The organism is Cupriavidus sp. GW823-FHT07A04 (genome assembly GCF_058794615.1).
The window spans coordinates 364,392-377,160 of sequence record NZ_JBXAHA010000005.1 but is presented as its reverse complement, the minus strand read 5'-3'; the positions used below and the strand labels follow the sequence as shown (position 1 = coordinate 377,160).

Sequence of the window (12,769 nt, the reverse complement as noted above, 5' to 3'; positions counted from 1 at the left end):
TGCGCTCAGAGTAACCTCAACCCATCGGCAGGCACGTCGCACACCAGCATGTGCCCCGGCGCATGGGTGATGCACAGCGGCGGACGCGCCATCATGGCCGCCGCCTGCGGCGTCACCCCACACCCCCAGAACACCGGAATCTCCCCGGCCAGGATCGCGGTCGGCTCGCCTTCGTCCGGGCGGCCGATGTCCGCGATGCCGATCGCGGCGGGGTCGCCCATATGCACCGGCGCCCCGTGCGCCCCCGGCAAGCGGGTGCACACGGCCGAGGCGATGGACGCCTCTTCCGGCGTGTAAGGCCGCATCGACACCACCATCGGCCCATGGAAGGCGCCGACGCGCGTGGTCTGGATGCTGGTGCGGTACATCGGCACGATCTTGCCTTCGTCCACGTGCCGCACGCGCAAGCCAGCGCGTTCCAGCGCGTCCTCGAACGACAGCGAGCAGCCCAGCACAAAGCCCACGAAATCGTCCTGCCAGAGCGTGCTGATATCGTCGCGCTCCTCCACCAGTTCGCCATGGCGCCACACGCGGTAGCGCGGCACGTCGGTGCGCAGGTCGATATCGCCGCCGAGCATCGGCACCGCCGGGCTGCCCGCTTCGGTCATGCCGATCAGCGGGCATGGCACCGGGTTGGCCCGGCAGTACCCGAGGAAATCCCCGGCCCAGGCCTTGGGCAGGATCATCAGGTTGCCCTGCCCATGGCCGGGCGCCATGCCGCTGGTATTGCCGTTGTACCGGCCGCTGCGGATGCCGGCACGGGCGCCAGCCGGCGTGGCGGCCCAGCCGGGGGCAAGCCCGGCCGCGGCGTGGATGCTTCTTTCCATCTCCATGCTCCGGTTGCGCTCCGTCATCAGTCGAGGGCCTGGCGGGCGGTTTCCTTCACGCCCAGCAGGGCCAGCAGGCTGACTGCCGCGCCCCCCATGAGCAGGTAGGCCGGGCTGAGCAGGTTGCCGGTGCTGCCGATCAGCGCGGTGGCCACATACGGCGTGAGCCCGCCGCCAAGGATGGCGCCGATGTTGAAGCTGAACGCCATGCCGGTGTAGCGCACGCGGGTCGGGAACTGCTCGGCATAGGTCGGGTAGCCGACGGACTGCACGATGGGCATGGGCAGCGCCACCACCATCATCGCGAGAAAGGCCAGGCCGATGCTGTGGTTGTCCATCAGCATCATCATCGGCAATACCAGCACCATGTAGGCGCAAAAGCCGATGGCAAGCACCTTGCGCCGGCCGAGCCGGTCGGACAGCCCGCCCCACAGCGGCATCAGCATGGCCATGGTCAGGCTGACGAACGCCATGATCCAGTACACCGTTGCCTTGTCGTACTTGAGATAGGTGGTCATGTAGATGTTCATGAACACCAGCCCCACCCAGTAGCCCACGTTCTGGCCGAAGGACAGCAGCACCACCTTGACCACGGCGGGCATGTGCGCGGTGAAGACTTCCTTGAGCGGCGCCTTGGGCGGCTCGCTGTGTTCCTGGAACTGCTTGAAGGCCACGGACTCTTCCACGCGCTTGCGCACCATCGACGAGATCACCACCATCGGGATCGCCATCAGGAACGGAATGCGCCAGCCCCACGCCTGCATCTGCGCAGGCTCCAGCAAGCCGGTGGTGATGCCGCACACGGTCGCAGCCAGCGCGCCGCCCACGGCCACGCCCACCGGCGTGAAGGCGCCGTAGAAGCCGCGCTTGCCCTTGGGCGCGGACTCAGCCACATAGGCAGCCGCGCCGGTGACTTCGCCGCCGGCGAAGAAGCCCTGCGCCAGGCGAATCGCCAGCAGCAGCAACGGCGCGACGATGCCCGCGCTGGCAGCCACCGGCAGCAGGCCGATGATGCCGGTGGCGATGCCCATGCCGATCACGGTGACCAGTAGCACGGCACGGCGGCCAACGCGGTCGCCCAGGCGCCCAAGCACGATGCCGCCGATCGGGCGCATCAGGAAGGCGCTGCCGAACACGGCCAGGATGGCCAGCAGCGAAGCCGTGGCGCTGTCGCTAGGGAAGAACAGCGGGCCGATGGTAGAGGCCATATAGCCGTACACGCCGAACTCGTAATACTCGATGGCGGTACCGGCGGCGGCGGCCATGGCGGCTTTGCGGGCGACGGCATTGCCGGTTGCCGGCGCCGTGGCAGGGGTGGATGCCGGCGCCACGTCGGGCATCGGCAGGGATGAGGTGGGGGCGTTGGACATATTGTCAGTTTCCAGGATGCAACGGGGTAGAAAATCCAGTCCAGGCGTGGTGAAACGCCTGGATGAACCAGCGCTGAAGCACGAATACCTGCCGCGATGGCCGTCCTGTGCCTGAAACTTCCTGGCGCACAGGGCGGGCTCGCGTCTTGTTTTTATTTCCGGAGAGCTAACCACCTGCCGGGAATCGCGGGCCTTTAAATGCCGCCGGGATTCATGCTTCATCGATTACACCGGATACTTTGCAACAAGCATGCCAGCGGCTATTTCGTTAAAAACACGGAATTCCGGGCGTTACGATTCCTGACTAAAAAAAGCCATCTGACTCGGGGATTCAATGCGCCCCGCCGCACCACAACAATGAACCTTTCGTCCCGCCTGGGGCATGGAACGCACCGAAACCGGTATCGTTCACAGCCAGCTGGTGATTAATCTCCCAACCCACGGAATCATTGAGAAAACAGCCAGGCCGTGCGGCCGGGCCGACGCCACAAAATCAATGTCAGCGGCGGATTTACAGCTTTATCAATAGCGCGATTTCAAGCAGCGGGAATAAAACTGCCCAATACCTGCCCTTCTTCCACCATCTCACCCTCGGCCACGCAATACGATTCAATATAACCAGCCGATCCGGCCTCAAGCGGTATTTCCATTTTCATGGATTCGATAATCAGCAGCGTGGCATCCTTTACCTGCATCTCGCCAGGCTGCGCCACGAGTTTCCAGAGGGTGCCGGCGGTGTCTGCCACGATGGATATGGGGGATTTTGTGTGGGGCATATTCTGTTTGTCCGTTGCTATCGTGATTGCGGTGCACGCACCGTGATACCTTCCGCCTCCAGCGCGGCGCGGATGCGGCGGGCAAACCCGGCCGCACCCGGCTGGTCGCCGTGGATGCAGAGCGTGTCCGCCCGGACCGGCACGTCCACGCCACCCAGCGAGCGCACCACACCGTCGCGCACCATGCGCAATACCTGCGCGATGGACGCCTCCACGTCGGTGATCATGGCGGCGGGATGGCTGCGCGGGGTCAGCGAGCCATCGTCCTGATACGTGCGGTCGGCAAAGACTTCCTGCGCCACCGCGAGTCCGGCCTCGCGCGCGGCCGTGACCAGCGCGGAGCCGGCCAGGCCGTAGAACACCAGCGACGGATCCACATCGCGCACCGCCTCGCACAGCGCGCGCGCCATGACGCCATCGCGCGCGGCCTGGTTGTACAGCGCACCGTGCGGCTTCACATGCGCGAGCCGGCTGCCGGCCGCGGCGGCAAACGCCTGCAGGGCGCCAACCTGGTAGACCGTGATGTTGTAGACCTCCTCGCGGCCGAGCTGCATGGCGCGCCTTCCAAAACCCTGCAGATCCGGAAAGCCCGGATGCGCGCCGAGCGAGACGCCGAGCGCACTGGCGGCGCACACGGTAGCTGCCATGGTCTGCGCATCGCCTGCGTGAAAACCGCAGGCGATGTTGGCGGAGGTGACATGCGGCAGCACGGCCGCATCGTCGCCAAGGCGGTAGATGCCGAAGCTCTCGCCCATATCGCTGTTGAAATCGATCTCATCCATGCGCGTGCTCCCCTGCCGTTTGCGTATCCATGGCGTCGAATACTGCGTCTTGCAGCATGGCAAGGCGTTGGGCTTCCGGCAGATCGATCAAGGCAAAGCGCACCGTCTCGCCCGGCATCTTTTGCGCCAGGCGCGGCAGGTCCACCGCGCACACATGGGCAATCTTGGGATAGCCGCCAGTGGTCTGGCGGTCCGCCATCAGCACGATGGGCTGGCCGTCGGGCGGCACCTGGATCGTGCCGAAGGCCACGGCCTCGGACAGCATCTCGGCAGGCGCAGCCAGCGCGAGCGGCAAGCCTTCCAGGCGATAACCCATGCGGTCCGATTGCGCGCCAATGCGAAACGGCTCGCTGACAAGCGCATGCCTGGCGGCGTCGGAGAAGCGCGCCCATTCGCGCCCGGCGACGATGCGTACAGGCTGATCGGGCGCGGTGAGGACATCGGCCGGAAACGCCGGAAGCGCCGGGAAACCGGCATCGCGGACCGGTGCGGGCACGCCGCCACGCAAGGCAATGCGGTCGCCCTTGCGCAACGGCTTGCCGGCCGCGCCGCCATAGCCGCCGCGCACAAAGGTGCTGCAACTGCCCATCACCGGCGTCAGCGCAAAGCCGCCCTGCGCCGCAAGGTAAGCGCGCAGGCCGCTGCGGCGCTTGCCGAAGGCCAGCACCGCGCCTGCGGCGACGGGCACCGCACGGTTCATCGGCACGGGCGCGCCGTCGAGCATGGCATCCAGATCCGCGCCGCACACGGCAATCACGGCCGGCACATGGAACCGCAGCGTGGGGCCCATCAGCGTGATCTCCAGCGTGGCTTGCGCCGCGGCGTTGCCGGCCAGCGCGTTCGCCAGCCGGTGGGCGCGCTCGTCCATGGCGCCATTGGCCGGCACGCCGAGTTGCTGGTAGCCGTTGCGGCCGAGATCCTGGAAGGTGCTCAACGCACCGGGCTTGATGACTTCGATGCTCATGGTTGCACGCCTCCGCCCGCCAGCATGGATTCAAATACGTCGGAAGAGATCGGCACGAAGCGCACACGATCGCCGGCGGCCAGCAGGCACGGCAACGCGCGATGCGGGTCAAACAGCGCCACGGGCGTGCGCCCGATCAGGTTCCAGCCACCCGGCAAGGTCATGGGATAGATCACGGTCTGCCGATTGGCCAGGCCAATCGAGCCCGCCGCCACCGCGGTACGCGGCGTGCTGCGGCGCGGCGGCGAAAGGCGCGCGTCGAAGCGGCCCACATAGGGATGCCCCGGTGCGAAGCCCAGCATCAGCACATCGACCGGCTCGGCACCATGCAGCGCGATGACCTGCTCGGGCGACAGGCCACAGGTGGCTGCCACATCGTCCAGGTCGGGACCGTGCTCGCCGCCATAGCAGACGGGAATATCGATCACCAGCGGCGCGCCCGCGTTTGACGAAAGCCCTTCGCACAGGAGTTCGCCGATCATGGCCGAAAGCGCCTCGAACGGGGCGCTGGTACCCATCGCGCGGGCCACGGCAATCGGCTGGTAGTGCACGCCCACGGTGGTCAGGGCGGGCACGATGTCGGTCACGCCGGGCAAGGCCGCGGCGGCGATCCGCACCGCTGCCGCGCAGGCTTGGCGATTGATGGCGATTTCCGCCACCGTGCCGAACTCGACAATCAGGCAGCGATCGCCGGACGGCGCGATCCGCCAGGACGCTTGCGCGTCCGGCGCGGCATGTTGCGTGTCCTGCGCGATCATGCCCGCACCGCCACGGCGGATGGCGCGGGCACTGCCACCGGCGCGGCCGACTCGCCCACCAGCACCGCCAGCTCGCGCTCCACAAAACCGGTATCGACGCGGCCGGCCCGGAAGTCCGCATGGTCCAGCACGCGGCCAAGGAACACGGCGTTGTGCCGGATGCCTTCGATCACGGTTGCACCGAGCGCCGCCTGCATGGTGGCGATGGCGGCTTCGCGGTCGGTGCCATAGGCAATCAGCTTGGCGATCATCGGATCGTAGAACGGCGTGATCGCATCGCCCTGGCGCACGCCGGTGTCCACGCGCAGCCCGGCCATGCCCGTCGGAAGGCAAAAGCGCGCCAGCTTGCCCGGCGATGGCATGAAATGGCGCGCCGGGTTCTCGGCATAAAGCCGGCACTCGATGGCCGCGCCTGCCCGCCGGATATCATGCTGCGCGCTGGGTGCGAGCGTGCCGGCGGCGAGCCGGATCTGCGCCTGCACCAGGTCCCAGCCGGTGATGGCCTCGGTCACGCCATGCTCCACCTGGATGCGCGTGTTCATCTCCAGGAAGAAGTACTCGCCGCTGTCCGCGTCGAGAATGAACTCGACCGTGCCCGCGCCGCTGTAGCGCTGGTGCGCGGCCAGCGCCACCGCAGCCGCGCTCATGCTGGCCAGCACGGCGGCCGGCACATTGGGCGCCGGGCTTTCTTCAATGATCTTCTGGAAGCGGCGCTGCACCGAGCATTCGCGCTCGAACAGGTGCACCGCCGTGCCGTCACCGAAGCCAAACACCTGCACCTCGATATGCCGGGCGCGCGGCACGTAGCGCTCCAGGTAGATGCTGGCGTCGCCAAAGGCCTTCAGGGCCAGCGCCTGGGTGGACGCCACCGTGGCCGCCAGCGTGTCTGGCCCGTCGACGCGTTTCATGCCGATGCCGCCACCGCCGCCGGCGGCTTTGACCAGCACGGGATAGCCAACGCGCCGGGCCTCGGCGTGCAGGCGCGACAGGTCTTCGGGCAGGAAGCGGATACTGCCGGGCAGCACCGGCACGCCGCACGCGGCGGCAATATCGCGGGCGCGGTTCTTGTCGCCCATGTTCTCGATCGACTCGACGCACGGGCCGATCCACTGCATGCCTTGCGCTTGCGCCGCACGGGCAAACGCGGTGTTCTCGGAGAGGAAGCCATAGCCTGGGTGCACGCCATCGGCGCCATGCGCCGTGCCCGCGGCGAGCACCGCCTCCACATTCAGGTAGCTCTGCGCCGCCGGCGCGGGCCCTACCGCGACGGCAATATCGGCCATCTCGCAGTGCAACGCGCCGGCATCGGCGGCGGAATGCACGGCGATGGTTTCCATGCCGAGCGCCTGCGCGGCGCGGATGATGCGGCAGGCAATCTCGCCACGGTTGGCAACCAGGATTCTTCGCATATCGACTAACTCTTGCAGCTACTGCGTGGGGGCGATGCACGCGGGGCGGGTAAGCCCTGCCCCCGCGTGCGGCGGCCGGCCTTGTGGCCGGTCTCACTCTGGTCTGACGTGGATCCGATGTGGATCCGATGTTCGTGTTACTTGGCGAACAGCGAAGCGATATTGGCAAAGGCCTTGAGCTCCAGCGCATTGCCCGACGGATCGAGGAAGAACATCGTGGCCTGCTCGCCTACCTCGCCCTTGAAGCGGATATGCGGCTCGATGATGAACGACAGGTTGGCGGCCTTGAGCTTGTCGGCAGCGACATGCCACTGATCCATCGGCAGCACCACGCCAAAGTGGCGCACCGGCACGGCATCGCCATCCACGGCGCTGGTGTGGCGGTGGCCTGCTTCTTCCGGCGCCAGGTGGGCCACGATCTGGTGGCCGTAGAAGTTGAAATCCACCCAGTCCGGCGCGCTGCGCCCTTCGGGGCAGCCCAGCAGGTCGCCGTAGAATTCGCGCGCGGCGGCGATGCTGTGGACGGGGAAGGCAAGGTGGAACGGGGCGAGGACGGGAGTGATTTCGCTCATGGCGCTTGGGGATCGAAGTGTTCGAAGTGTTGTGTGGGTCGGGTCTTGGCCCGCCGCCGGCAACGCCGGCCGGTGAACCAATGAGGGAAAGTCTAGGCATGGCAACCAATTAAAAAAAGCGATATATTTTTGACCTTAGCTACACGAAAATTGATGAAACGATCATGCTGCGCGAATTCAAGACCTTTATCGCCGTAGCCCGGCACGGCACCTTTGCCAGCGCGGGCGCGCGCATCGGGCTGACCCAGTCGGCTGTCAGCGCGCAGATCCACCGCCTCGAGCAAGAGCTTGGCTTCTCCCTGTTCGACCGCACGGGCCGCTCGGCGCGGCTGAACGCCGCCGGCCGGGAAACCCTGGCGCTGGCGGAGGAACTGATGGCGCTCTACGCGCGCATCGGCGAGCACGGCGGCGCCACGGAGCGCAGCGGCATGGTGCGGGTGGGCTCGATCGCCTCGGCTCAGGTGTCGTTCCTGATCGACGCGATGGCCGCCTTCCGCGCCGAGCTGCCCGGCTGCAGGATCCGCGTTGTGCCGGGCGTGTCCCTGAACCTGCTTGGCCAGGTGGATGCGGGCGAGATCGATATCGCGGTGATGATCCGGCCTCCCTTTGCGCTGCCGTCGGAGCTGGAGTGGCGCACGCTGGTGATGGAGCCGTTCGTGCTGCTGGCGCCGGCCGCCATGGCAGGCCAGGCCTGGAGCGACGCGCTGGAATCCGCGCCCTTTATCCGCTATGACCGCAGCTCGTTCGGTGGCCGGCTGGTCGACCAGTTCTTGCGACAGTCACGGCTGGCGGTACAGGACGCCATCGAGCTGGACGAGCTGCAGGGCATCGTGCAACTGGTGGCGCGCGGCCTTGGCGTGGCGCTGATTCCGCAAACGGCGGCGCAAGGCCCTTGGCCCCACGGCGTGACTGCCCTGCCGCTTGGCGACGATACCTTTCACCGCGAGATCGGCCTGGTGGAGCGGCCACGCCATAGCCGTCAGCCGGTGGCAAGCCGGCTCGCCGAGTACATCAGCGAGGCGGCGTCGGGCAGCAAGGTGTAGGCAGGCGCACATCCCGCCCGCCACCGGCTTGCACGATGTCGCCCCCCTCCCGCGCGCCCCGCGGCTGCCTGACACGCGAGGCGCAAGGTTGTCCCCTCGTTAGGGGGATATGGGTTGCACCCGCATCCCGGCGTAATCTCTGCTCATGATTGGCACGCTGAATCCATCCGACGCGGCATGACGATGTCCCGCGCGGGTCATGCAGGCTTGCCTTATAAAAACAGAGAGGTCTCAGGGAATGCATAACGATAGCGACGCAAAGTCGCGTAGCGCCAATCGGGTCAATGCGCGCAACGGCGGTGGATTCTCTATCAGATTCATCCGGCCACAAGTGCGTGAGATGGTGATGGAGGTGTCCGCGCGCCTGGGCGTCGTCCTGTTGCTGAGCCTGTTCGCCTATAGCGCTTACGCGCAGTGGCGCCTGGCGCCCGAGCGCATCACCTTGCTGCTGCTCGTGGTTGCCACGGTGCTGACCGTAGGTTTGTCGCTGTTCTCGCGGATCCCCGAAAGGCGCGACATGCGCCCCTTGAGCTTTGTGATGTCGATTGGCGGCAGCTTCTACTATCTCGGGATCGAACTCGACCCCGGCGTTCGCCTTGTCCCCGAGACAGTCGGCGCAACGCTGGAAATCACCGGCATCCTGTTCCAGCTATTCGCCAAGCTATCGCTGCGCGGCTCCTTCGGCATCCTGCCCGCCAATCGCGGCGTGGTGTCGCGCGGCGCGTACCGGCTCGTGCGCCACCCCATTTATCTCAGCTATCTGGTGACGGACCTTGGCTTCCTGCTGGCCAACTTTGGCTGGCGCAATGCACTGCTCTACGGCGGCCTTTATGCCTTGCAAACGGGCCGGATGTTCAGGGAAGAACAACTCCTGGGCCAGGATCCCGCCTATCGCGCGTATCAGGCCAATGTGCGATATCGCGTCATTCCCGGCGTGTTTTAAGTGGCGCTAGGGATTACCCGGCTCGCCCCCCTGGATTGGGAAAATTCTAATCTCAGATCCCGAAATATCTAAATACCCGAACACCGGAAAGCCAACGATGATCATAGCCAAGGATCTGGGGGAATCGATTGCTCCCCGATTCCTGCAAAAGCCCGCCGATCGCGGACATCCGCCAGACCGGCAGGCCCCACCATCGAAGTGTTCAAGGAGACGCTAATGATTCCACGGCTAGTATCAACAGCCAGCCTGGCGCTGCTCGCCTTTTTCGCCGCCGGCAGCGTCGGCGCGCAACAGCAGCCGATGAATGCAAAGGAAGCCAAGGCAAAATTCGCGGAAAAGTTCGCTGCTGCCGACACTAATCACGACGGCAAGCTGACGAAAGAGGAAGCGGAGGCGGGCATGCCCGAGGTCTACAAGAATTTCGACGCGATCGACGCCAAGAAGAAGGGCGAGATCACGCAGAAGCAGATTGGCGCGTACTGGGCGGCCAAGTCCAAACAGCGCGCTGCGGCACAAAATCCGGGAAGCCTGAACTGAGCTGACGGCGCTGGCCCTCAAGGTAGGGTCAAGGCGAGTTCCCCGGCGTGCTGGCCAGAACCAGGCCAGTGCCGGGGAGCTTTAGTGCTTATTTAATGCTTATTTAATGCTTATTTAATGATGGACGGTCCCTGGCGATATTCCAGTCAGGTCAGGAGGTTGAAGGCGAACCCTAGCGCAATCGCGCCGCCTAGCGCTTCCACTGCCGCCAGCGCGAGAAGGTTTTTCAAAACGAATGCATCGTCCTGCTTGGTCACCATGGTGTTGTCTCCTGAAGTAGGAATCCACGGCTGATCATTTGTGGAAAGCACGGCAGTATCTGTTCCACACGCCAGCCACGTCTCAACTCGCTTTCAGTAGACCGCAACGCGGCGCCGGCGAAAAGCTGGCATAAACCCCTATTCAGGCCAGCGGGCTGAGACCGCGCGCGCAATCAACGCACTTTCCCAAGCCCTCACCTCTCCCCTACTGCAGCACAAAGCCCTGCTCACGCACAGCTTGCGAATCCAGCCCGATCTGGACCTTGAACTCCCCCGGCTCGGCGGCATAGTCAAGTTTGGCATTGAAGAACTTCAGCTTGTCCTCATCGAGGGCAAAACGCACCACGCGCTCCTCGCCTGCCTTGAGCATGAGCTTGTGGAAGTCCTTCAGTTCCTTCACCGGCCGCACCACGGAAGCGGCAACGTCCTGGATATAGAGCTGGACCACGGTTTCGCCATCGCGCTGCCCGGTGTTCTTCACCGTCACGCTCGCCTCGATGCGGCCACCGCGCGGCATGGTGGGGCTCGACAGCGTGATGCCGGATACGCTGAAGTCCGTATAGCTCAGTCCGTAGCCGAACGGGTACAGCGGACCGGACGTTTCCTCGAAGTATTGCGAGGTGTAGTTTGGCGGCTGGCCCGGCACGAACGGGCGCCCGATACGCAGCTGGTTGTAGTAGGTGGGGATCTGCCCGAGCGAGCGCGGGAAGGAAACGGGCAGCTTGCCCGAAGGGTTGTAGTCCCCGAACAGCACGTCGGCAATGGCATGGCCGCCTTCGGTGCCGGCGTACCAGGTCTCGAGCACGGCGTCGGCGTTGTCCTTCACCCAGTTGATGGTGAGCGGGCGGCCGTTCATCAACACCACCACCATCGGCTTGCCGGTGGTCTTGAGCGCCTTGAGCAGCGTCTCCTGGCTGCCCGGCAGCGACAAGGTGGTACGACTCGAGGCTTCATGCGACATGCCGCGCGACTCGCCCACGGCCACCACGATCACGTCGGCGCCGCGCGCTGCCGCCACGGCTTCGGCAATCATGTCCCCCGGGGCACGCTTATCCTGGACAATCTCGGGCTTGTCCCAGTTCATGAAGTTCAGGTACCCGACCACGCCAGCGTCGTCGGTCACGTTCGCGCCGCGGGCATAGACCACGCGGCCATTGCCGCCGAGCGCGTCGCGCACGCCTTGGAGCAGCGTCACCGTCTGCGCGGATTTGCCGGCAGCCGACCAGCTCCCCATGGTGTCGATGGGCGCATCTGCCAGCGGCCCGACGAGCGCGACCGTGCCGGCCCTCTTCAGCGGCAGCGTGCGCTCGCGGTTCTCGAGCAGCACCAGCGACTTGCGCGCGGCGGCGCGTGCGGCCTCCCGATGCAGGCGGCTCGGCGCGTCGACGTCGGCCGGGTCCTGCTCCGCGGCGCCGATGCGCTTGAAGGGTTCCTGGAACAGTCCCAGGTCGTACTTGGCGCCCAGTATCTCGCGCACCGCGTCGTCAATGACGCGCATGGGCACTTCGCCGGATTTCACCAGTTCGGGCAGGTGGTCCCGGTAGGCGGAGTCGTGCATGCTCATGTCGACGCCGGCCAGGATGGCGAGCTTGGCGGACTCGCGCGCATCCTTGGCCACGCCATGCTTGGTCAGCTCGTCGATGGCCCCGTGGTCGCTCACCGTGATGCCCTTGAAGCCCCAGCTCTTGCGCAGCAGGTCCCGCAACAGCCATGTGTTGGATGTGGCCGGCACGCCGTTGATCGAGTTCAGCGCAATCATGACGCCGCCGGCGCCGGCATCGATGCCGGCGCGGTACGGCGGCAGGTAGTCCTGGTACATGCGCAGCGGGCTCATGTCGACCGTGTTGTAGTCGCGCCCGCCTTCCACCGCGCCGTACAGCGCGAAGTGCTTGACCACCGCCATCACGCTATCTGCGTTGGCCAGGGAGGTTCCCTGAAAGCCCCTGACGCTGGCCTGCGCGCACAGCGAGACCAGGTACGGATCCTCGCCAAACCCTTCCGACGTGCGCCCCCAGCGCGGATCGCGCGAGATGTCGACCATCGGCGCGAAGGTCATGTCGAGGCCATCCGCGCTGGCTTCGATGGCCGAGACGCGCGCGCTCTGCGCCACGGTTTCCATGTCCCAGCTCGATGCCAGGCCCAGGCTGATCGGGAAGATGGTGCGTTGCCCGTGCACCACGTCGTAGGCGAAGAAGATGGGGATCTTCAGGCGGCTGCGCTCCACCGCCGCCTGCTGCATCGGCCGGTTGTCCTTGCGCGTCACCGAGTTGAACGTGCCGCCTACCCGGCCCGCCGCGATCTCCTTGAGCAATTGGGGCTGGGGCATGTCCTCGCCGATGCTGATCAGGCGCAATTGCCCGATCTTCTCCTCCAGCGTCATCCGTCCTATGAGATCGGCGACGAAGGCATTCTTGTCGCCGGCGGCAGCCGGCGCGGTACCGGCAAGAACCGGGGAACAAACCAGGCTGGCCGACAGGGCCAGCAAAGAGAGCATTCTCATCTGAGTGTTATCCAGGTGGCGCGACAAG

At 65.8% G+C, this 12,769-nt stretch carries 12 protein-coding genes; 3 read left to right on the top strand and 9 right to left on the bottom strand.

Annotated elements, in window-relative coordinates; all coding sequences use genetic code 11:
* Nucleotides 1-5 precede the first annotated feature (5 nt).
* The 8 genes from AC1Q7Q_RS11575 to AC1Q7Q_RS11540 all read right to left on the bottom strand — a co-directional run bounded on the left by AC1Q7Q_RS11575 (nucleotide 6) and on the right by AC1Q7Q_RS11540 (nucleotide 7,458).
* Complete coding sequence (locus tag AC1Q7Q_RS11575) at nucleotides 6-833, bottom strand: putative hydro-lyase (protein WP_492372751.1); 828 nt, start codon at nucleotides 831-833, stop codon at nucleotides 6-8.
* A 20-nt stretch (nucleotides 834-853) separates the two neighbouring features.
* Nucleotides 854-2,197, bottom strand: a complete 1,344-nt coding sequence (locus AC1Q7Q_RS11570) for an MFS transporter (protein WP_492372750.1) — start codon at nucleotides 2,195-2,197, stop codon at nucleotides 854-856.
* Between the two features lie 536 nt (nucleotides 2,198-2,733).
* A complete protein-coding gene (locus AC1Q7Q_RS11565; RefSeq protein ID WP_492372749.1) occupies nucleotides 2,734-2,973 on the bottom strand; it encodes an acyl-CoA carboxylase biotin carboxyl carrier protein subunit in 240 nt (79 codons plus the stop codon).
* 17 nt (nucleotides 2,974-2,990) lie between these two features.
* Nucleotides 2,991-3,755 carry a LamB/YcsF family protein gene (locus AC1Q7Q_RS11560; protein WP_492372748.1) on the bottom strand — a complete coding sequence of 255 codons (765 nt, stop codon included), beginning with the start codon at nucleotides 3,753-3,755 and terminating at the stop codon, nucleotides 2,991-2,993.
* On the bottom strand, nucleotides 3,748-4,719 hold the full coding sequence (locus AC1Q7Q_RS11555; RefSeq protein WP_492372747.1) for a 5-oxoprolinase subunit C family protein: 972 nt from the start codon (nucleotides 4,717-4,719) through the stop codon (nucleotides 3,748-3,750). Before AC1Q7Q_RS11555 ends, AC1Q7Q_RS11560 begins: the two co-directional genes overlap by 8 nt.
* Entirely contained in the window at nucleotides 4,716-5,477 is a 762-nt protein-coding gene (pxpB, locus tag AC1Q7Q_RS11550; RefSeq protein ID WP_492372746.1) for a 5-oxoprolinase subunit PxpB, read from the bottom strand. Before pxpB ends, AC1Q7Q_RS11555 begins: the two co-directional genes overlap by 4 nt.
* A complete protein-coding gene (locus AC1Q7Q_RS11545; protein ID WP_492372745.1) occupies nucleotides 5,474-6,886 on the bottom strand; it encodes an acetyl-CoA carboxylase biotin carboxylase subunit in 1,413 nt (470 codons plus the stop codon). Before AC1Q7Q_RS11545 ends, pxpB begins: the two co-directional genes overlap by 4 nt.
* 137 nt (nucleotides 6,887-7,023) lie before the next feature.
* Nucleotides 7,024-7,458, bottom strand: a complete 435-nt coding sequence (locus AC1Q7Q_RS11540; protein ID WP_253930999.1) for a VOC family protein — start codon at nucleotides 7,456-7,458, stop codon at nucleotides 7,024-7,026.
* A gap of 164 nt (nucleotides 7,459-7,622) precedes the next feature.
* Here AC1Q7Q_RS11540 and AC1Q7Q_RS11535 point away from each other — a divergent pair, with 164 nt between their 5' ends.
* From AC1Q7Q_RS11535 to AC1Q7Q_RS11525, 3 genes are all read left to right on the top strand, one after another.
* Entirely contained in the window at nucleotides 7,623-8,501 is an 879-nt protein-coding gene (locus AC1Q7Q_RS11535; protein WP_492372744.1) for a LysR family transcriptional regulator, read from the top strand.
* Nucleotides 8,502-8,739: 238 nt separating this feature from the next.
* A complete protein-coding gene (locus AC1Q7Q_RS11530) occupies nucleotides 8,740-9,444 on the top strand; it encodes a methyltransferase family protein (protein ID WP_492372743.1) in 705 nt (234 codons plus the stop codon).
* A gap of 216 nt (nucleotides 9,445-9,660) precedes the next feature.
* A complete protein-coding gene (locus tag AC1Q7Q_RS11525; protein WP_183031142.1) occupies nucleotides 9,661-9,981 on the top strand; it encodes a calcium-binding protein in 321 nt (106 codons plus the stop codon).
* Between the two features lie 465 nt (nucleotides 9,982-10,446).
* Here AC1Q7Q_RS11525 and bglX read toward each other — a convergent pair whose 3' ends face one another.
* Nucleotides 10,447-12,735, bottom strand: a complete 2,289-nt coding sequence (gene bglX, locus AC1Q7Q_RS11520; protein WP_492372776.1) for a beta-glucosidase BglX — start codon at nucleotides 12,733-12,735, stop codon at nucleotides 10,447-10,449.
* Nucleotides 12,736-12,769 lie beyond the last annotated feature (34 nt).

What these genes read in the sequence shown, in the direction of transcription:
- AC1Q7Q_RS11575 (WP_492372751.1), bottom strand. Translation starts at nt 833, where the DNA reads ATGGAGATGGAAAGAAGCATCCACGCCGCGGCCGGGCTTGCCCCCGGC.
- AC1Q7Q_RS11570 (WP_492372750.1), bottom strand. Translation starts at nt 2,197, where the DNA reads ATGTCCAACGCCCCCACCTCATCCCTGCCGATGCCCGACGTGGCGCCG.
- AC1Q7Q_RS11565 (WP_492372749.1), bottom strand. Translation starts at nt 2,973, where the DNA reads ATGCCCCACACAAAATCCCCCATATCCATCGTGGCAGACACCGCCGGC.
- AC1Q7Q_RS11560 (WP_492372748.1), bottom strand. Translation starts at nt 3,755, where the DNA reads ATGGATGAGATCGATTTCAACAGCGATATGGGCGAGAGCTTCGGCATC.
- AC1Q7Q_RS11555 (WP_492372747.1), bottom strand. Translation starts at nt 4,719, where the DNA reads ATGAGCATCGAAGTCATCAAGCCCGGTGCGTTGAGCACCTTCCAGGAT.
- pxpB (WP_492372746.1), bottom strand. Translation starts at nt 5,477, where the DNA reads ATGATCGCGCAGGACACGCAACATGCCGCGCCGGACGCGCAAGCGTCC.
- AC1Q7Q_RS11545 (WP_492372745.1), bottom strand. Translation starts at nt 6,886, where the DNA reads ATGCGAAGAATCCTGGTTGCCAACCGTGGCGAGATTGCCTGCCGCATC.
- AC1Q7Q_RS11540 (WP_253930999.1), bottom strand. Translation starts at nt 7,458, where the DNA reads ATGAGCGAAATCACTCCCGTCCTCGCCCCGTTCCACCTTGCCTTCCCC.
- AC1Q7Q_RS11535 (WP_492372744.1), top strand. Translation starts at nt 7,623, where the DNA reads ATGCTGCGCGAATTCAAGACCTTTATCGCCGTAGCCCGGCACGGCACC.
- AC1Q7Q_RS11530 (WP_492372743.1), top strand. Translation starts at nt 8,740, where the DNA reads ATGCATAACGATAGCGACGCAAAGTCGCGTAGCGCCAATCGGGTCAAT.
- AC1Q7Q_RS11525 (WP_183031142.1), top strand. Translation starts at nt 9,661, where the DNA reads ATGATTCCACGGCTAGTATCAACAGCCAGCCTGGCGCTGCTCGCCTTT.
- bglX (WP_492372776.1), bottom strand. Translation starts at nt 12,735, where the DNA reads ATGCTCTCTTTGCTGGCCCTGTCGGCCAGCCTGGTTTGTTCCCCGGTT.